At 69.7% G+C, this 19,080-nt stretch carries 19 protein-coding genes; 6 read left to right on the top strand and 13 right to left on the bottom strand.

All coding sequences use genetic code 11. The features are described 5' to 3' along the window. Positions 1-131: 131 nt before the first annotated feature. From PZ894_RS06525 to PZ894_RS06515, 3 genes are all read right to left on the bottom strand, one after another. Entirely contained in the window at positions 132-2,090 is a 1,959-nt protein-coding gene (locus PZ894_RS06525) for a Na+/H+ antiporter NhaA (protein WP_275743646.1), read from the bottom strand. Between the two features lie 180 nt (positions 2,091-2,270). Continuing rightward, positions 2,271-3,653, bottom strand: coding sequence for an FAD-dependent oxidoreductase (locus PZ894_RS06520; protein WP_275743644.1), 1,383 nt, complete (start codon positions 3,651-3,653; stop codon positions 2,271-2,273). 1,223 nt (positions 3,654-4,876) lie between these two features. Beyond that, a complete protein-coding gene (locus tag PZ894_RS06515) occupies positions 4,877-5,848 on the bottom strand; it encodes an SDR family oxidoreductase (RefSeq protein ID WP_275743642.1) in 972 nt (323 codons plus the stop codon). 109 nt (positions 5,849-5,957) lie between these two features. On the opposite strand from PZ894_RS06515, the gene ugpC reads away from it, so the two are divergent. Further along, positions 5,958-7,034 (top strand): sn-glycerol-3-phosphate ABC transporter ATP-binding protein UgpC, encoded by a 1,077-nt coding sequence (gene ugpC, locus PZ894_RS06510; RefSeq protein WP_275743640.1) that lies wholly within the window; start codon positions 5,958-5,960, stop codon positions 7,032-7,034. A 43-nt stretch (positions 7,035-7,077) separates the two neighbouring features. Here ugpC and PZ894_RS06505 read toward each other — a convergent pair whose 3' ends face one another. Beyond that, complete coding sequence (locus PZ894_RS06505; RefSeq protein ID WP_275743638.1) at positions 7,078-7,416, bottom strand: VOC family protein; 339 nt, start codon at positions 7,414-7,416, stop codon at positions 7,078-7,080. A 591-nt stretch (positions 7,417-8,007) separates the two neighbouring features. Between PZ894_RS06505 and PZ894_RS06500 the strand changes: the two genes are divergently transcribed. Then, complete coding sequence (locus PZ894_RS06500) at positions 8,008-8,529, top strand: peroxiredoxin family protein (RefSeq protein ID WP_275743636.1); 522 nt, start codon at positions 8,008-8,010, stop codon at positions 8,527-8,529. A gap of 310 nt (positions 8,530-8,839) precedes the next feature. On the opposite strand, the gene PZ894_RS06495 is transcribed toward PZ894_RS06500, so the two are convergent. Next, entirely contained in the window at positions 8,840-9,961 is a 1,122-nt protein-coding gene (locus tag PZ894_RS06495; protein ID WP_275743634.1) for a TRAM domain-containing protein, read from the bottom strand. Then, positions 9,958-12,006: an APC family permease gene (locus tag PZ894_RS06490; RefSeq protein ID WP_275743632.1), complete on the bottom strand. Its 2,049-nt coding sequence runs from the start codon at positions 12,004-12,006 to the stop codon at positions 9,958-9,960. The genes PZ894_RS06495 and PZ894_RS06490 overlap by 4 nt, the downstream gene beginning before the upstream one ends. Before the next feature lie 81 nt (positions 12,007-12,087). On the opposite strand from PZ894_RS06490, the gene PZ894_RS06485 reads away from it, so the two are divergent. Both PZ894_RS06485 and PZ894_RS06480 read left to right on the top strand, forming a co-directional pair. Further along, on the top strand, positions 12,088-12,750 hold the full coding sequence (locus tag PZ894_RS06485) for a TrkA family potassium uptake protein (protein WP_275743630.1): 663 nt from the start codon (positions 12,088-12,090) through the stop codon (positions 12,748-12,750). A gap of 7 nt (positions 12,751-12,757) precedes the next feature. Next, the gene (locus tag PZ894_RS06480) at positions 12,758-13,429 is read left to right on the top strand and encodes a TrkA family potassium uptake protein (protein ID WP_275743628.1); all 672 of its coding nucleotides are present in this window, start codon (positions 12,758-12,760) and stop codon (positions 13,427-13,429) included. 24 nt (positions 13,430-13,453) lie between these two features. Here the strand turns inward: PZ894_RS06480 and PZ894_RS06475 are convergent, their stop codons facing one another. From PZ894_RS06475 to dut, 4 genes are read right to left on the bottom strand one after another with little or no spacing between them, the layout of a single operon-like run. After that, positions 13,454-14,179, bottom strand: coding sequence for a DUF3159 domain-containing protein (locus PZ894_RS06475; RefSeq protein ID WP_275743626.1), 726 nt, complete (start codon positions 14,177-14,179; stop codon positions 13,454-13,456). Next, the gene (locus PZ894_RS06470; protein WP_275743624.1) at positions 14,176-14,538 is read right to left on the bottom strand and encodes an OB-fold nucleic acid binding domain-containing protein; all 363 of its coding nucleotides are present in this window, start codon (positions 14,536-14,538) and stop codon (positions 14,176-14,178) included. The genes PZ894_RS06475 and PZ894_RS06470 overlap by 4 nt, the downstream gene beginning before the upstream one ends. 17 nt (positions 14,539-14,555) lie before the next feature. Next, a complete protein-coding gene (locus PZ894_RS06465; RefSeq protein ID WP_275743622.1) occupies positions 14,556-15,212 on the bottom strand; it encodes a DUF3710 domain-containing protein in 657 nt (218 codons plus the stop codon). Between the two features lie 6 nt (positions 15,213-15,218). Continuing rightward, positions 15,219-15,701 (bottom strand): dUTP diphosphatase, encoded by a 483-nt coding sequence (dut, locus tag PZ894_RS06460; protein WP_275743694.1) that lies wholly within the window; start codon positions 15,699-15,701, stop codon positions 15,219-15,221. Between the two features lie 55 nt (positions 15,702-15,756). Between dut and PZ894_RS06455 the strand changes: the two genes are divergently transcribed. Together PZ894_RS06455 and PZ894_RS06450 are read left to right on the top strand one after the other, a co-directional pair. Next, complete coding sequence (locus tag PZ894_RS06455) at positions 15,757-16,224, top strand: DUF3093 domain-containing protein (protein ID WP_275743620.1); 468 nt, start codon at positions 15,757-15,759, stop codon at positions 16,222-16,224. A gap of 38 nt (positions 16,225-16,262) precedes the next feature. Then, positions 16,263-16,559: a DUF4235 domain-containing protein gene (locus PZ894_RS06450; RefSeq protein ID WP_275743618.1), complete on the top strand. Its 297-nt coding sequence runs from the start codon at positions 16,263-16,265 to the stop codon at positions 16,557-16,559. 87 nt (positions 16,560-16,646) lie between these two features. Here PZ894_RS06450 and PZ894_RS06445 read toward each other — a convergent pair whose 3' ends face one another. The 3 genes from PZ894_RS06445 to PZ894_RS06435 form a co-directional block, all read right to left on the bottom strand. Next, complete coding sequence (locus tag PZ894_RS06445; RefSeq protein WP_275743616.1) at positions 16,647-16,937, bottom strand: DUF4193 domain-containing protein; 291 nt, start codon at positions 16,935-16,937, stop codon at positions 16,647-16,649. A gap of 161 nt (positions 16,938-17,098) precedes the next feature. After that, positions 17,099-17,917, bottom strand: a complete 819-nt coding sequence (locus PZ894_RS06440) for an inositol monophosphatase family protein (protein ID WP_275743614.1) — start codon at positions 17,915-17,917, stop codon at positions 17,099-17,101. Next, positions 17,914-19,017, bottom strand: a complete 1,104-nt coding sequence (locus PZ894_RS06435; protein WP_275743612.1) for a ferrochelatase — start codon at positions 19,015-19,017, stop codon at positions 17,914-17,916. The genes PZ894_RS06440 and PZ894_RS06435 overlap by 4 nt, the downstream gene beginning before the upstream one ends. Between the last annotated feature and the right edge of the window lie 63 nt (positions 19,018-19,080).

Here is a 19,080-nt window from a genome sequence, read left to right as displayed (position 1 = left end):
CTCGGGTTGCCGCTGAGACAGGTTCCCACGCCGCGGGGTCCAGGTGCCGCCATGACATCGACTCCTCTTGCTTCGTTCTGCTTGTCCGGCCCCGGGTCCGGCCCCGGGGCTGCTGAGACGGCTTCGGACAGTCATGCGTCGTCGGTCGACGGGGCGTGGCCACCTCGGAGGCGCGAGACGCGCGACCCTCCCGCACCTCCAGACCCGCCAGGCGACTTGGCCGGTTCGCTGCGAGCCACTGCCAGTGCGTGCTCTCGAGCCTCGGAGATCTTCGACATCAGGGAGGCGAAGTCGGGTGGCCCGTCGTGCCGCCGTCCCTGGATGAAGAAGGTCGGCGTCCCCGCCACGCCGCTGGCCTCCGCCGACTCGATGTCGCGGGCCACGCGCATGGCGTGCCGGCGTTGCCGGAGATCGTCAAGGAACACTTCCAGATCGAGCCCCAGGTCGACCGCGTGCCCCGCCAGGTCCTCGACCTCGAGTGCCCCATCCCGAGTCAGCAACGCCCGGTGCATCGGCCAGAAGGCACCCTGGGCGCCAGCGGCCTCCGCCGCCTGCGCAGCCAGGTCGGCGTGGGGATGCACGTCGGTCAACGGCAGGTGTCGCCACACGTACCGCAGGTCGCAGTTCGCGGCGATCAGGTCACGACCGGTCGCGAAGCTCTCGGCGGTCCAGGGGCACTCGAAGTCCCCGTACTCGACCACGGTCAACGTCGCGCTCCCGCGCCCCAGGACATGGTCGAGCTCCTCGTCCACCGGGTCGACCAGGTCCACCTGCTCGCGGCTGGTGCCGTGTATCGCCGATGACCTGCGAGCCTCTGGCATGCCTTCTATGGCGGTGAACACCAGTCCACTGATCAGCGCGGCCACCGCGGCCGACGTCAGCACCGCCACCTTCGCGTCCTGAAGCTCCACCCCGGTGAAGGCGAGGTTCGAGACCAGGAGCGACACGGTCAGGCCGATCGCGGCTGTCACGCCGCTACCGAGCAGCGCGCCGTATCCGACCTGAGGTGCGAGTGCACCGCGTGTGAGACGTGCGGCCAGCCACGATCCACCGACCAAGGCAGTCGGCTTGCCGAGCAGATAGCCGAGGGCGATCCCCATGCCGACCGGCGACGTCGCCGCGTGCGCCAGGCTCGTTGAGTTGAGCGGGACACCGGAGTTCGCCAGCACGAACAGCGGGACGACAACGCGGCTGGCCCAGGGATGCAACGCGTACTGGAGACGGGTGTTGGCTGAGAGCGCCGCCCGCAAGCCAGTGCGGGCCGCGCTGGCAAGCTCGGGGACCGGTTGCTCCCGGAACAGGCGCACACGCGTGGTTGCTTCCTCCAGCACGTCACGGCCCGGGGTGTGAGCCGGTGTCGCGAGACCGACCACGAGGCCGGCGACGACCGGATCGACGCCACCTGCCGCCAATCCGCCCCAGATGCACAACGCCAGGCCCCCGCCGATCCCGGGCCTCCACGACAGCCGGACTCGGCGGATCGCGACCAGTCCCGCGACGCCCACGGCGGCGCCAGCCAGAGGCAGTAGGCGCAGGCCGCTGTTGTAGACGACTGCGACGACGATCAGTGCTGCGATGTCGTCGACGACCAGCACGGTCAGCAGGAAGGTCCGCACCCTGACCGGCATCGAGCGTCCCAGGACCGTCACGGCCCCCAAGGCGAGAGCGGTGTCGGTCGACATAGCGGCCGCCCAGCCGTGGCTGGCATCGGAGCCGTGGGTCAGCACCACGTAGATCGCAGCCGGCAGCGCCATGCCGCCCACGCCGAGCACGAGGGGCAGGACGGTGTTCCGGCGCTCCCGCAGCTCACCCAGGTCGAACTCCCGACGGGCCTCGAGGCCAACCACCAGGAAGAACACGCTCATCAGCCCCTCGTTGATGGCCTCACGGGCGCTCACGGATCCGGCCCAGGGCCCCAGGCGGAACGCCACCGGGAAGTTCCAGAACGCCTCGTAGCCGGTCAGGGTCAGGTTCGCCCACAGTGCCGCAACCGCGACGGCTGCGAGGAGGATGGCCGCGCCCGCCGCCTCCGTTCGCACGTACCGCCGAAGGGGATTGCCCCGGTCTCGTCCAGGGCTGATGCCGGTCATGAAGGGACGGCCCGAGCAGGGGAGGCCGACCGAAGCATCGGACAGGAGCCGGACCTCCGTTCCCCTAGGTGCTCCAATGGCAGGCCTGTCGGCCCGCCTCGTCGCCGAGGCGGACGCCGCGTGCATGTAGGCGAGATCGATCAGTGGATCCGACATTGCCCTTGCCCAAGCTCGACAGGGTCAGACGACCATGTCGAAGACCTCGTTCATGGCCTCGGTCGAGCTCGGGTGCGTGTAGATCGCATTCCTCAGTTCGGTCGCCGTGACGTTGTGCCGGATGGCCAACGCCACGGTGTTGACGATCTCCTGGGAGTCCACGCTGTGGAGGGCAGCACCGAGGATCAGGTCGCTGTCGGCGTCCACGATGAACTTCATGAGCCCTCGAGTCTCCTCGACCGCGTAGGCGCGTGGCATCGCAATGATGTCGGCCACCTTCTCGCGAGCGACCGTCACGGCGAAGCCTCGGGCCCTGGCCTCGCTCTCGCTCAGTCCGACGGTCGCCAGAGGTGGCGACACGAACAAGGTGCGCGGTACGGCAACGCGGTCAGTCGTGGTCCGCTTTCCGTCCCCGAACAGCTGGTCGATCACGATCCGCGCATCATCCAGCGCGACGTAGGTGAACTGCGGACCGCCATTCACGTCACCGAGTGCGAAAATGTGATGTTGGCTAGTGCGCAAGTACTCGTCGACCTCGATCGCGCCGGTCGTCGTGGTCTGTACGCCAGCAGCGTCCAGCCGTAGGTCGGCCGTCACAGCCCGTCGACCAGTGGCCGGCAGAAGCGCGCTCCCCTCGACCGTTCGGGTCTCCCCGTCCTTGACATAGGTGACCGCCGAGACCGCACCCTTGTCGTGAACCTCGGTGATCCTCGCGCCCGTGATGACCTGCACACCCTCGCCTACGAGGGTGTGCGTGACGGACGCTGCCACATCCTCGTCCTCGCCTTGGAGCAATCGCTCGTTCACCTCGATGACGGTGACCTCTGTTCCGAAGTTCTGGTACATCGATGCGAATTCCAGACCCAGGTAGCCGCCACCCAGGACGATCAGCCGCTCGGGCAGGGCGTTGGTGCGCGTCAGTTCCGTGCTGCTGACGAGGTGAGAGCTGGACTTCAGCCCGGGGATGGGAGGGATCACCGGCTCCGAACCCGTGTTGACCAGGATCGTCGGCGCGGTGAGATCGACTGCCTCCGCACCTTCGCCGACCCTGACGGTGTGGGGGTCCATGAAGACCGCCCGCCCGGTGACCACCGTGGCGGTCTCCTTGCTGTCGAGGCCTTCATAGTTGCCCGCGCGGAAGGCGCTGGTCAGCTTTCTGACCGACTCGATGGAGTTCTCGAAGTAGTCCTGGGCGTCGTCGGATGCGCGCTTGTTGCCCGAGAAGTGGACGAGCATCTTCGTCGGGACACAGCCGACGTTGGGGCAAGTGCCGCCGTACATGTCGGCCGACTGTTCGATCATGATCACGCGGTGGCCCGCGTCCGCCGCCGCGTGCGCGACGGTCTTGCCGCCCTTCCCAAAGCCAACGATCAGGACGTCGGCGCTCATCGAATACGTGTCTGACATGGCGGCTGCCTTCCTTCTTCATGTTCCACCGGGCACCCAGCCCTTCCTCGGCGGGAGTGCACGGAATTCTTCGAACTCGCGCGCTACGGCCTGTTTGGCCTGATTGCTTCGCGCGGGTCCGTCGTTCTTTCGTGCTGCGCTCACGAGGCTGCTGCTGGCCGTAGCCCGACAGGAACACCGGCGACAGTGCGAAGCCAGTCGCTGGTCGTGGGTCTTCCGGGTGACAGTCGCCGGACGCAGCGTGACTGGTGCGGATCCGGGAACTGGCTGATTTCGAAGTGTCGACGTGCGCAGGCAGGTCGACCGCGCTGCGTTCTTGAGACGCCCCGCAGGGCTCTCGCGGATCCGCCTTTCGCGTCGGCTTTGTCAGCCGACGAAGAACAGATCGCGGGCGGTGCGCGACGTCGGTTCGATGGTGGGGCGCGCCCTGGCCTTAGGTTGAGCAATCGGGTGGTCACACCTCAGCAGGGGATCCCGTGAGGTCGCCTTCCGTCATGCGTGTGGGCCGGACGTAGGGCTTCGGCGACGGCAGTCTCGGGACCGGTGGCGGGTAGCGCCTGCGTGTGGTGGTGCGCTCTTCGGTCGCCGACGCGAACGAGTCGAACTGAAGCATCGGCGCCGGTCGGTGGTGGCCGTTCATGACGCGCTCCCTCGTGGTTCGGGGTCCTGGATGTGGATCGAAGGCCCAGTCTGCGAAGCGAGCGGAGCGCAGGCATCCGTCGAACCACCGGTCTCGCCACCGGTCGGTCCGGCCAACTGCGATCTGGGGCGTGTGTAGCGTTCCACCGGGTTCGACAGTCACGCGGTGTGTCAGCGGTGCTCGCTCAACGGTGGGAGATGAAGGGAGCGGCCCGGCGCCGCTTCGCAGAGTCCGGAAGACTGCGGAGCTATGCGGACGGGAAGAATTTCGCGACGTCTTCCGGATGTCGATGCGGTGGTACGGGTCCGCCGCGTCTCCGAGGATCCGCTCGTCCTCCTCGAAGAACGCATCCATCGCGCGCCAGGCGAACGCCACCCGGCCCTCGAGGTCCCAGGCGCGCTCCAGCAGGATCACGTCTTCGCGGTCGGCGATCCACTCCTTCCAGACGAACGCGCATCCGTCGCGACAGTCGCTCCGCGAACAGCAGTCGCTCGGGGAGCGACCCGGGCACCAGGGACCTGCCGGCTCGGAGACGAGGGTGGGACTGTCTTGGCAGTGAGGACCCCTGGGCAAGGGGTCGGCGTCAGGACGACGGACTTTTCGTCAGCTCGTCGGCGACATCCCAGACCCGACCGGTCTCATTGCTGGTGAGCCGAACTACGAGTGATCGGGCAGACGCGCGCGGTGTGATCAGGGCTCCGGACTCGTGGAACGACCGGAACCGCTCCACCAGGCCACCGCCGACGAGCCGCGGGACTTGGCCGCGGATCCATTCCTGCATGGAGGTGTCCACCCGGCCGGGCCGGTAGATGTTGGCAGTGACCCCCGAGCCTTCGAGCTCGGCGGCCAGGTTGACCGTGTGCGACTCGAGCGCCGCCTTCGAGAAGGTGTACGTGTTGGCACCGATCATGCCGCTGGGGCTGGCAACGACTCCGCTGGAGACATTCACGATGCGACCCCAGCCGCGCTGGCGCATGCCCGGGATGGCACTCGTACCCAGCACCACCGGCGAGATGAGATTGAGGCGCAGCGAGTGTTCGATCTCGGCCGGCTCGACCGATTGCGTGGGCCCCAGGGGTGCCACCGTGGCGGCGTTGTTGATCAGGATGTCGACCGGTCCGAGCTCTCGTTCAACGTTCTGAAGAACGGACGCTGCCGCCTTGACGTCGGCGAGGTCGCGGACGAATGCCGCGGCAGCGCCCTTCTCCGCCTCGATCTCCACGAGGGTCTCGGCGAGCTGACGTGAACTGCGTGCGACGAGTGCGACGACGGCGCCGGCCACCACCAGGTCGACTGCAACGGCGCGCCCGATGCCTCGACTCGCTCCGGTGACGAGTGCGGTTCGACCGGTCAGGTCAGGGAGCGGTGATAGCTCAACTGAGGACACATCGACTCTGTGTCCCGCGGCCACGTATCCCTTACCCGGGCCCCTCGTCCGAACTGGGAGCGGCAGCAAGGCGGCCCATGCGAGCGCCGGCACCTCGCCCGGATCTTCTCTGCTAAGACCTTGGCTCCCGGCTGACACGAAGGTGCAGGACCACGTGGCGTGCGGCATCGACCCGAATGAGTCGATGGATGTCCGGTACGACTCCGTGGCGGCGCACGGATGTGCGTGACCGGGTGGTGCGGTTCGGCGAAGGCTCGGCAGGGCGAAAGGATGTGAAATGGCTTCGGTCACTTATCAGCACACGGAGCACCTCTATCCGGGGGCAGACGCACCCGCTGTCAACGACTTCAGCCTTGAGGTCGCGGATGGCGAGTTCATCGTCCTGGTCGGCCCGTCAGGGTCCGGCAAGTCCACCTGCCTGCGCATGCTTGCGGGGCTGGAGGAGGTCACGAGCGGCAAGATCTTCATCGGCAAGAGCGACGTCACGCACGCGCCTCCCAAGGACCGGGACATCGCGATGGTCTTTCAGAACTACGCGCTCTATCCCCATATGAGCGTCGGCGAGAACATGGAGTTCGCACTGAAGATGGCCGGGGTGCGGTCGACCGAACGCAACAGGCGCGTCCACGAGGCGGCCAAGCTCCTCGACCTGACCGAGTACCTGGACCGCAAGCCCAGGGCACTTTCCGGGGGGCAGCGTCAGCGCGTCGCGATGGGACGTGCCATCGTCCGCCAACCACAGGTGTTCTGCATGGACGAACCGCTCTCCAACCTGGACGCCAAGCTGCGGGTGTCCACGCGCACGCAGATCGCCGCACTACAACATCGCCTCGGCATCACGACGGTCTACGTCACTCACGATCAGGTCGAGGCGATGACGATGGGCGACCGGGTCGTCGTACTCGACGACGGGGTGCTCCAGCAGGCCGACACGCCGCTCGCTCTCTACGACAGGCCCGCCAACGTCTTCGTCGCAGGTTTCATCGGCTCGCCGGCGATGAACCTGATGTCGGCGACGTTGACCGAGGCTGGCGTTCGGATCGGCAGGTCCACCATGCCGGTCGAACGCTCCTTGGCGGCCTCCGCGCGAGGACCGATCACCGTGGGCGTGCGGCCCGAGGCGTGGCGGGTCGTCGGTCCCGGCGAGGGGCTCCCCGTGACGGTGAACGTGGTCGAGGAGCTGGGTTCGGACGCGTTCATCTACGGCTCGTCCGACGTCGAGGGAACTCCTGAGCACATCACGATCCGCGTCGACGGACGCCGCAAGCAGGTACCTGGCGACGTCGTGCACGTCCAGACGGATCCCACCAGTGTGCACCTGTTCGACGCGACGTCCGGTGCGGCACTGCACTGACTGGGTTCACCCGTCCTCGGCCCGCGAATACTGGGCCCTTCGCTCAGTCAGCGATCAGGTCGAACTGGTTCCCCTCGATGTCGACGAACGTGACCGATTCGGTGGAGTGCCACTGGTTGCGCCGGACCTCGGTGGCGCCGAGCCCACGAAGACGAGCTGCTTCGGCGTCGAGGTCCTCGGTGCTGAGGTCGAGGTGGACGCCGCCGGCGTTCGTCGATCCCGCCTCCGCCCGGCGGAAGAACAGGGGGATCTGCGCCAGGACCGCGGCGGACTCTTCGCCTGCCGTTGCCGCAACGTCGCGCCCCAGGACGTGCGCCCAGAACTCGGCGACCCTTCGGGGTTCCCGGCAACTGAAGACGATTGCCGCGATGTCTGCCGTCATCTCTTCTTCTCCTGACTCGTGTTTCGCCGTGCTGAGCCGGTTCCACTGCAGCACCTTCGTGCGTCGGGAGTGGCTCACTGGTCCGCCCGACCCGCGAACCAGTCCTGTCGCGGTCGGCGTCATCCAGCCGCGGACCAGGTCGATCGCCTGTGCAGGCCGGGCGCCCCGAGCGTTCGTGACAGGCGAGCCGGCGCTTCTTCCCTCATCTTCGTAGCGGTCACCCTCCCCCAGCTCGTGGGAACGACGATGTCCGACCGACACTCCCAGTGGATCGAGGAGCGCTGTCATTGGTTTCACCGGGCCGCCTCACCCGGCTTCATCGCGATCAGCCGGGCCGTGACGCCCCACGGGTTCGCCTTTCGAGACAGGGTGCTGACCGTGTCGTCGACGTTGGCCGTTCGACGGCACCAGACAGCCGAGGAGGGGGATCCCAGGGTGGGGCGACCGTCCGGAGGCGACGGCCGTCGGCTCCCGGGACCAGGTGGTTGGACAGCCGGACCAGAACGGGAGGGCCGCCACCGCCTCGGCGTGGCTCGAGAGCAGCCCGGGTAAGACGCCGTGGCTTCGTGCCACCAACTCGCAGACAGGCCTATGACCGAGGACCCCTTCGGCGACAACGAGGAGACTGTGGTGACACTACTGAACGCGGGAGATGCATTCCCCAAGCTGACTCTCACCCAGCCAGGTGGCAAGTCCATGGTCCTCCCAGACGCGTTCGCTGGAAGCTTCGCCGTGGTGCTGTTCTTCCGCGGCTCCTGGTGCCCCTACTGCAACACGCAGCTGCGCGCATTCCAGCGGAGCAGCGACCGCCTCGCGGAGGCCGGCGTCAAGGTCGCGGCGCTCTCGAGCGACGACGAGACGGCGACCGCAACACTGATCACGGACCTCGGACTGACCTTCCCTGTCGGACACAGCGCCGACCCGACGGCCGTGTCGGCAGCAACCGGTGCCTTCGTCAACTCCGATCCGGCCTACCTCCAGTCAACGGGCTTTCTCCTCGACCCATCCGGGAACGTCGTGGTGAGCGTCTACTCCAGCGGAGCCATCGGACGGCTCATGCCCGACGACGTGACGGGTATGGTCCGCTACGTCAGCGGCTCCGCAGGTCACTGACGACGTTGCGCCAATCGCGCAACGCGTTTGACGGGGACTGGGCCCGACCGCCGCGGTTAGCGGAGAGCTTCTCAGCAGGTGCATGGAAACGTGGCTCCAGTGCTCGTCGGTATGTACTGCATGCGGCGACGCATGCCTGGCGGAGACTGACGCGTCGCGTCGTCGACTGCGCCGAGGACGAACCGGTGACGCCGGTTCGTCGCCTGCGGTCATCGACATTGCGCAGCGATGGTGAAGGGTTGAGTGCTGTGACACAAAGTGCGCCCTCAGGCGGACTCGAGGACGTCTGGAAGCTCGCTGCCAAATCACGTCACCGCAGGTCAGAGCGGCTCTTCTCGAGCAGCGCCACGCACTCCACATGATGTGTCATCGGGAAGAGGTCGAAGGCGCGCAGCTCACGCAGCTCGTAGCCCAGCTCGGCGAACGTCGCCAGGTCGCGCGCCAGTGCGGCGGGGTCGCACGCGACGTAGGCGACCGCCCTCGGCGCGCGGGCCGCGACCGCCTCGACGACCGGGCGTCGGGCGCCCTCGCGGGGCGGGTCGAGCACCACGAGGTCGAACGACTCGTCGTACGCACTGGCGAGCACCTCGGCCACGCCGCCGGCGCGCACCTCCACGCCCGGGCAGTTGGCAGCCGACAGCGCGGACGCCGCCGGGTCGCCCTCGATCGCGACGACGCGGCCCGACTCCCCCACGGCGTCGAGCAGGAACGCGGCGAAGAGCCCCACGCCGGCGTAGAGGTCGAGGCACCGCTCGCCCGACCGGGGCCGCAGCATCTCGAGGACCGCGGTGACCAGCGCGTCGGGTGCCCCGGGGTGCACCTGCCAGAAGCCACCGTCGGCGACCTCGAACGAGCGGCCGAGCGCGCGGTGGCCGGCCGGTTCGGGCGCCTCGATCAGGCAGGTCTCGACCCGGACCACGTCGTGCGACCGGTGCTTGCGCATCCCTCGGCCGCCGCCGGGCAGGTCGACGTAGCGCTGCCGGGTGCGCCAGCCCAGGCCGTGGTCGTCGCCCGGGACCGCCTCGACGACCACGTCGCGGTCGAGGCCGGCCAGCCGGGCGAGCTGCTCGCGGACGACGTCGGCCTTGAGCGTGCGCTGGCGTGCGAGGTCGACGTGCTGAAGGTCGCAGCCGCCGCAGCGCCCGGGCCCGGCGTACGGGCACGGCGGCGTGACCCGGTCGGGTGAGGGCTGGAGCACCTCGACGGCGTCGCCGCGCCAGAAGCGGTCGCCGTCTGTGCCCTCGGTGATCTCGACGACCACTCGCTCGCCGGGGATCGCGTGCCGGACGAAGACGACGCGGCCGCCGTCGAGCCGGGCCACGCAGTGTCCGCCGTGCGCGACGGGGCCGACGACGACTTCGAACCGCTCGCCGACCCGGGAGGCACCGCGGGCCCGACGCGCCCGCGGCCGGCGACCTCGCTGGCCGGTCACTTCTGGATCTGGCGGTCGTTGGGCCGGCGGGTGCGCACGTTGCCCAGCCGCAGCTCCGTCGGTCGCACCCACACGCCCTCGCGCTCCTCCCGCTCCCGGACGAGCTCGGACGAGCGCAGCTGGTAGGGCACCGAGGTCACCATGACGCCGGGCGCGAACAGCAGCCGCCCCTTGAGGCGGAGCGCGGTCTGGTTGTGCAGCACCTGCTCCCACCAGCGGCCCACGACGTACTCCGGGATGTAGACCGAGACGACGCCTCGCGGGTTGGCCTTCTTGATCTCCATCGCGTACTCGACGATCGGGCGCACCAGCTCGCGGTAGGGCGAGTGCAGCACCTTGAGCGGGATGTCGATGTTGCGCTCGTCCCACTCCTCGAGGAGTCGGTTGGTGGCCGCGGCGTCGACGGAGACGTAGACCCCCTCGAGCACGTTCGGACGGGTCGCCTTCGCGAACGCGAGCGCCCGCAGCGTCGGCTTGTGCAGCTTCGAGACCAGCACGATCGCGTGGACCCGGGTCGGCATGACCTTGTCCTCCTCGTCGGCGGCGAGCTCGTCGTTGACGTTGTCGTAGTGGCGGTGGATGCCGCGCATGAGCATGAAGAAGGCCAGCATCGCCAGGATCGTGATCCACGCACCGGCGAAGAACTTGGTGATCAGCACGACGACGAGGACGACCGCCGTGAGCGCGAGACCGATGGTGTTGATGATCCGCGAGCGGAACATGCGGCGGCGTACCGCCGGATCCCTCTCGGTCTTCAGGTGCCGGGTCCAGTGGCGGATCATGCCGAGCTGGCTGAGGTTGAACGACACGAAGACGCCGACGATGTAGAGCTGGATCAGCCGGGTCGGCTCGGCGCCGAAGGCGACGATCAGGACGATCGCCATCGCGGCGAGGAAGACGATGCCGTTGCTGTAGGCGAGGCGGTCGCCGCGCGAGCCGAGTGCCCGGGGCGCGAACCCGTCGCGCGCGAGGATCGAGCCGAGTACCGGGAACCCGTTGAACGCGGTGTTCGCCGCGAGCACGAGGATGACGCCGGTGACCGTCACGATGAGGTAGAAGCCCGGGCGGAAGTCCTGGAAGAGCGCGTCGGCGATCTGGGAGATCGCGGTGTGCTGGTCGTAGCCCGCGGGCAACGGCTCGCCGTTGCGCGTCAGCCGGTCGAGGTCGTCGGGGTCGACGAGCTGCATGCCCATCTGCTTGGCCAGCACGATGACGCTCATCATCATCGTGATCGCGATCAGCGCCAGCAGCAGCAGCGTGGTGGCGGCGTTCCGGCTCTTGGGACGCCGGAAGGCGGGCACCCCGTTCGAGATCGCCTCGACGCCGGTGAGCGCCGCGCAGCCGGACGAGAACGCGCGTGCGAGCAGGAACATCAGCGCGAGGGTCGTCATGGAGTCGCCGTAGCCGGGCTCGGGGACGAGGTCGAGGCTCGCGCTGGTGACCTTCGGCAGGTCGCCGGTGGCCAGGCGGAAGAGCCCGAACGCGGCCATGCCCAGGATCGCGACCATGAAGGCGTACGTCGGGACCGCGAAGACCGTCCCGGACTCCCGGATGCCGCGCAGGTTCATGGCCATCAGGAGCAGGACCGCGACGCTCGCCACGGTCACCTCGTGCTCCGACAGGGCGGGGATCGCGGACGCGGCGTACTGCGCTCCCGAGGAGATCGACACCGCGACGGTCAGCACGTAGTCGACGAGCAGGGCGCTCGCGACCGTGGTCCCGGCCGTCGCCCCGAGGTTGACCGTCGCGACCTCGTAGTCGCCGCCGCCGCTCGGGTAGGCGTGCACGGTCTGTCGATAGGACGCCACGACCGCGGTCATCACGACCGCGACCGCGATGCCGATCTGCCAGGACCAGACGTACGCCGAGGCGCCCGCGAGCGACAGCATGATGAAGATCTCGTCCGGCGCGTAGGCGACCGACGACAGCGCGTCGCTGGCGAAGACCGGCAGCGCGATGCGCTTCCGCAGCAGCGTCTCCCCCAGCTGGGAGCTGCGCAGCTTGCGCCCGAGGAGCACGCGTTTCGACACGTCGCCGATACCCACGACGGGAAAGGCTAGACCTTGCTCGTGACAGGCGGTGCATCCACGCGGGTGCGGCGTACCACCTGTTGTAGCGTCTGCCTCGTGCACGTCGTGATCATGGGGTGTGGCCGGGTCGGCTCGACGCTCGCCCGCAGCCTCGAGGACCGCAACCACACCGTGTCGGTCATCGACGCCGACCCGGACGCGTTCCGCCGTCTGGGCCCGGGCTTCAACGGCGACAAGGTCACCGGCCAGGGCTTCGACCAGGAGGTGCTCGAGAAGGCCGGGGTACGGCGCGCCGACGCGTTCGCGGCTGTCTCCAGCGGCGACAACTCCAACATCATCGCGGCGCGGGTGGCTCGCGAGACCTTCGGGATCCAGCAGGTCGTGGCGCGCATCTACGACCCCGGCCGCGCCGAGGTCTACCAGCGGCTCGGCATCACCACGGTCGCGACGGTGAAGTGGACCTCCGACCAGATCCTCCGCCGGCTGCTGCCCGCGGGCGCCGAGCCGGACTTCCGCGACCCCTCCGGCACCATCCGGGTCGACCACATCCCGGCGCCCGAGTCGTGGATCGGCCACCGGACCGTCGACTTCCAGATGCAGTCGAAGAGCCGGATCGCCTGGATCGACCGCCTCGGCGAGGGCATGCTTCCCAGCCGCGACAGCGTGATCCAGGAGGGCGACATCCTCCACGTCGCCATGCGCGAGGAGCACGCCGCCCACGCCTACCAGGTCATCGAGGCCGGACCGGACGAGAGCTGAGGACGCCATGCGAGTTGCCATCGCCGGTGCCGGCGCCGTGGGGCGCTCCATCGCCCGGGAGCTGATCCACAACGGCCACGAGGTGCTGCTGATCGACAAGAACCCCGACTCGATCAAGCCCGAGCGGGTGCCGGACGCCGAGTGGCTGCTGGCCGACTCGTGCGAGCTCTCCTCTCTCGAGGAGGCGCGGATGGAGCGCTGCGACGTCGTGATCGCGGCGACCGGCGACGACAAGGTCAACCTGGTCACCTCGCTGCTGGCCAAGACCGAGTTCGGCGTGCCCCGGACCGTCGGGCGGGTCAACCACCCCAACAACGAGTGGCTCTTCACCGAGGCGTGGGGCGTCGACGTCAACGTCTCGACCCCGCGGATCATGTCGGCGCTGGTCGAGGAGGCCGTCACCGTCGGCGACCTGGTCCGGCTGTTCACGTTCCGCCAGGGCAACGCCAACCTCGTCGAGATGACGCTGCCCGCCGACTCGCCGTACGTCGGCAAGCCCGCCGGGCTCATCCCGTTCCCCGAGAACTGCGCGCTGGTCACGATCCTGCGGGACGGCCAGGTCTACGTGCCCGACGACGACCAGCCGGTCGAGGCGGGCGACGAGCTGCTGTTCGTCGTGCCCGCCGACGTCGAGGAGAACCTCGAGCGGCTGCTCGCCCCCTCCGCCCACGGAGGCTGAGTCGGGGGCTCCGGACGCTACGACTCAACCGTTGGCGGCGACGGGCGTGTGGTTGCGCGACAGCACCCAGACCATCGCGAACAGCGCGAGCAGCTGCAGCGGCCAGCCCATCGCGATCTTGAGGATCCCGAGCGCGGCGACCGCCGAGTCGGGCTCGATCGTGGCCGACTTGCCGGCCAGCCAGATCGGACCCTGCACGATCACCCGCAGCACGCACGGGATGGCGAGCAGCCACGTCAGCAGGGCGCACAGCCGCACGATCTGCCGGTCCTGGTGCCAGGCCGTCGGATCGCCGGTGACGCTGCCGACCATGAAGCCGACGAGCGGCCAGCCGACCAGGCAGGTCACGGCCAGCACGACGGAGTAGCCGGCGTTGTAGATGATGCCCGGCAGGAAGTAGGCGAGGGCCTGGTCGTCCGCGGTGCCGCCCCGGCTCGCGGAGATCGTGACGAAGAGCCAGCCGATGCCGATGCCGAAGAGCGCGTTGAGCGCGAACTGCACCGTCGAGCGCTGCACGAGACGGATCGCCAGCAGCACCACCGCGGCGGCCACGCTCACCGACAGCGCGAGCCGCATCTCGCGGGTCGTCAGCCACAGCACCGTGAAGGCGATCGTCGGCACGGCCGCCTCCACCATGCCCCGTCGGCCGCCGAGCGCCTTGGACATCTGCGCCCGGACGACGGCCTCGACGGTCTCGACGCCGGCGGTGGGCTCCCGGACCTCGGGCTGGGGGGCCTCCGGCTGGCTCATGGGATGAGCTCGTAGCGGGGGTTGAAGAGGATGCGCTGCCCGCCCTGCGGCCCGATCCGGCCCTCGACCGACATCGAGCGACCCGGCGCGATGCCGGTGATCCGGCGCCGGCCCAGCCACACGATCGTGAGCATGCCGGTGCCGTCGGTGATTTCCGCCTCCAGCGCCGGCACCCCACCGCGCGGGCGCAGCGTCACGGTCTGCAGCGTGCCGCGCAGCCGCACGCGCTCACGGTCGGGGGCCTCGCCGATCTGCTGGTAGCCCTGCTCGGCATGGGTCTTGCGCAGGTCGCGCACCTCCTGGTCGGTGGAGTCGGCCCACCGGCTGATGGTGCGTCGCAGCCTGCTCTTCTCCGTCATCGGATCCCCACCAGGCACTAGGAGCCGCGACGGACGAGGCGGTCGCGCGGGGGCATGGTGAGCGGCAGCTCGGCGCCGACGGGCATGGCCTGCGCGCCACGGCGTACGACGGTCGCCTCGACCGCGGTGTCCCACGGGCCCACCGTCTCCGGCTCGACGGCGGGGCGGCCCAGGAACGTGGCGCGCAGCATCCAGCGCGGGCCGTTGATGCCGATCACGCGCGAGGGCTGGGTCGCGGTGCGGCCGTCCTCGGTGCGCACGGTGATCTGGCAGTCCAGCTCGGTGCCGTAGCGGCCCTCCCGCTCGGTGGCGGTGCCGCCGCGCTGGGCGTACTCGGCCGCGATCCGGGGCCTGACCTCGTCCCACAGGTCGCCGTTGCGGGGCGCCGCGAAGGCGCGCAGCTCGACCGCACCCTCGGGGCCGGCATGGAGCACGGACTGCACGCGGTCGCTGGACTCGTCGACCTGGAGGCGGACCTCCAGCCCGTCGATCGGGGTCAGCACGAGCGAGCCGAGGTCGACGCGCTCGACGGCGTCGAGGTCGTCGACGTCGTCGATGTCCCACGGCCCGGTCGCCGCGTCGACCGGGGCCACCTCGTCCGTGGCCAGGTCGTCCGAGCCGTCGTCGGGGGTCACCTCGACCGGCGCCTCGGCGGACTTGCGGCGGAACTTCACGCGGACCTACTCACTCTCGCTGACGGTCGACCTCACGGACGACTGGAAACCTCCAGTAGAACCGTAGCCCCCGACGCCACGCACCGACGCCGGGAGTGCCGCCACCTCCAGGAAGGCGGCCCGCTCACACCTCTGGAGCACCAGCTGGGCGATCCGGTCCCCGCGGCGCAGCTCGATCGGCTCCCGCGGATCGTGGTTGATCAGCATCACCTTGATCTCGCCGCGGTAACCGGCGTCAATGGTGCCCGGGGTGTTGACGATCGAGAGCCCGTGCCTGGCGGCGAGCCCCGAGCGCGGGTGCACGAGCGCGACGTACCCTTCGGGCAGCGCGAGCGCGATGCCGGTCGGCACCATCGCCCGCTCCCCCGGTGCCAGCGTCACGTCGACGGCGGTCAGGAGGTCGGCGCCGGCGTCGCCGGGATGCGCGTAGGCGGGCAGCGGCAGGTCGGGGTCGAGGCGCTGCACCAGCACCTCGAGCGGGCTGTCGATCACGTCGCCGGACCCTACCGCCAGTCCCGGCGCTGACCAATGACAGGATTCAGCCGTGACCGCGAAGCCCGCCTACGCCGAGCGCCTCGGCGTTCCGCTGCGCTGGTGGGTCCAGGGCACGATGCTCGTCGCGACCCTCTGGCTGGCCGTCGTCGTGGCGGTCCCGGGACCGGTCGCCTGGGTGGTCACGGCGGTCGCGCTCGCGGCCCTCTTCGCGGGGCTGTGGTCCTACGGCAACACCCGCGTCTGCGTCGACGGCGAGGTGTTCCGCGCCGGTCGGGCCCACATCGAGGCGACGTACGTCGGCGCGGCGACCGCCCTCGACGCCGACCAGACGCGGCGGGTCGCCGGCGTCCACGCCGACGCCCGTGCCCACCTGGTGCTCCGGCCCTACCTCAAGCGCGCCGTGCGGGTCGAGATCACCGACCCGGCCGACCCGGCGCCTTACTGGCTGGTCTCCACCCGGCGGCCCGAGGAGCTCGCGAAGGCGCTGACGGAGCTGGGGCAGTCGGTTCGCCCCTGACCGCGCTGGTCTCGCGGGGCGCTGGGTACTGTTCGGCCATGGCTGAAGGTGGATCGAAGATCTGGACGGCCTTCTCGCTGGCCTCCGCGCTGACCGCGGCGGCGGTGGCGAAGAAGACCCTCGACAAGTCGTGGACCCTGGCGACCGGCAAGAAGCCGCCGGAGAATCCCGCCGACCCCGACGTCGAGATCTGGGAGGCGGTCAGCTGGGCCGTCGCGAGCGGCGTCGCGGTCGGGCTGGCCAAGATGCTGGCCCAGCGTCGCGCCGCGTCGTACTACGCCCGCTCGACCGGGCACCTGCCGCCGGAGCTCCAGAAGGACGCGCAGCACGCCTGAGCTGTCCTGGGGCGCCTGGGACACCTGTGACATGCAGAAGGGCCGCAACCCCCCGGGTTGCGGCCCTTCGTCGTCTGCGGAGCGTGCTCAGGCACAGTCCTTGCAGATCATCCTCTTCGTGTCAGCCAGCTGGCTGCGGTGGTGGACCAGGAAGCAGCTCATGCAGGTGAACTCGTCCTCCTGCTTCGGCTTCACCTCGACGGCCAGCTCCTCGTGGGAGAGGTCGGCGCCGGGGAGCTCGAAGGACTCTGCCGCCTCGGTCTCGTCCTCGTCGACCTTCCCCGAGTTCTTGTCGTGGCGACGGGCCTTGAGCTCCTCGATGCTCTCTTCGGACTGGTCCTCTTCGGTCTTGCGCGGTGCGTCGTAGTCGGTCGCCATTGATCACTCCACTCTCAGAGGCGCGCTGGGCCCGCGCCTCGTGAATCTTCGTCTCGTCTCGTCGTCGGCCCGTCGGGGTCGGCGCCAGATTGTGCACCATGAAGGGACCAAAAGGCACACCCGAACACCGCCGGTGCAGGTGAACATCAGGTGTCCAGCCGCTATTCCCCTGAAACGGGTGAGAATCCGGCGGTCCGCACCGCCTCCAGGAACTCCTCGAATCCGTGGTCCGGCGCGCACACCAGCAGGTCGAGACCACCGGCTCCGCGGGTGACCTTCGTCCGGGCTCCCGCCAGGCGGGCGATCAGCCCGGCGGCCGCGTGGTCCCAGTAGTTGACGCCCTCCTCGACGTAGCCGTCGAGCCGGCCGTCCGCTACCAGGCAGAGGTCCAGCGCGCACGATCCGAGGCGGCGTACGTCGCGCACATGCGGCAGCAGCCGGGTCACCGCCTCGGCCTGGATCACCCGCACCCGCCGGTCGTAGGAGAAGCCGGTGGCCACCAGCCGCTCGGCCAGGGGTGCCGGCCCGCGCACCGCGATCGGCGCGCCGTCGCGGGTCACCGAGGCCGGGCGGGTGTCGTCGGCGGCGTGGCCGACGTACTCGGTGCGTCCCTGGACGTCGATCACCACGCCGGCGACCACCTCGCCCGCGTGCTCGGCCGCGACCGACACGGCGTACTGCGGGATGCCGTAGAGGAAGTTCACGGTCCCGTCGATCGGGTCGACGATCCACCGCACCCCGCTCGTGCCGGCGACGTCGTCACCCTCCTCGCCGAGGAAGGCGTCGTCGGGCCGGGCGGCCGTCAGGCGCGCCCGGATCAACGCCTCGCTGTCCCGGTCGGCCTCGGTCACGACGTCGACGTCGCTGGACTTCACCGCCGCGACGGTGACGTTGCCCCGGGCCCGCTCGCGGACCAGGCCCGCAGCTTCGCGGGCGGCCGACAGCGCCAGCCCCGCCAACGCCCCCGGGGAGGTGCTCACGAGTCCGCGCCCGCCAGTGCCGGCCGGTCGCCGCGCGGGTTGGGGCAGCAGCCGACCGGGCACCGGTCCCAGCACGCGGGGTAGGACCCGACGCTCGCGCGCACGACCTCCTCGCCGCGCTCGACGGCGGCCCGCTCCAGCAGCAGGTCGCGCACCGTCGCCACGAACCGCGGGTCGATCCCCGCCGTCGCCGCGCGGACCGCGCGCAGGCCGAGCTTCTCGGCCGTCGCGAGCGCCTCGGTGTCGAGGTCGTAGACGACCTCCATGTGGTCGGAGACGAAGCCGATCGGCACCATCACCACGGCGGGCACCCCGTCGGCGTGCAGCTGCTCGAGGTGGTCGTTGACGTCGGGCTCGAGCCACGGGACCTGCGGCGCGCCCGAGCGGGAGCAGTAGACGAGCGCGTGTGAGTGCCGTCGCCCGGTCTCCTGCCGCACCCGCTCCACGACCTCCGAGACCACGCTCTGGTGCTGGTCGACGTACGCCTCGCCATCCGGGCCGCTCCCGTCGTTCATGGCGTCCGGGATCGAGTGGGTCACGAACGCCAGGTGCGCGCTCTCCCGGACGTCCTCGGGCAGCTCTGCGAGGGCGGCGAGCGTCGCGTCCACGGCGGGCTCGACGAAGCCGGGGTGGTTGAAGTAGACCCGCAGCTTGTCGAGCACCGGCGCTCCCTCCACCCCTCCCTGCCCGGCCCCGGCCAGCGCGTCGAAGAGGTTCTCGCGGTACTGCCGGCAGGAGGAGTACGACGAGTACGCGCTCGTCACGAAGCACGCGGCGCGCGTCACCCCGTCGGCCGCCATCTGCCGGACCGTGTCGGTCAGGTAGGGGTCCCAGTTGCGGTTGCCCCAGTAGACCGGGAGGTCGATGCCGGCACCGGAGAGGTCCTCGCGCAGGGCGTCGAGGAAGGCCCGGTTGAGGTCGTTGATCGGCGACCTCCCACCGAAGCCGTAGTAGTGCTGTCCGACCTCCTCGAGCCGCTCCCGGGGGACGCCGCGGCCGCGCGTGACGTTCTCGAGGAACGGCACGACGTCCGCGGGCTTCTCGGGACCTCCGAACGACACCAGCAGGACCGCGTCGTACGGGCTCGGGTCAGGCCTCATGGCACCAATCCTAGGAAGGCGGTGATGATGATTGGTGGGCGGCCGCAGACCGCCGATAGGTTC

Source organism: Nocardioides sp. YIM 152315, from assembly GCF_029210375.1.
GTDB lineage: Bacteria > Actinomycetota > Actinomycetes > Propionibacteriales > Nocardioidaceae > Nocardioides.
This window is presented reverse-complemented; position numbering and strand designations above follow the sequence as displayed.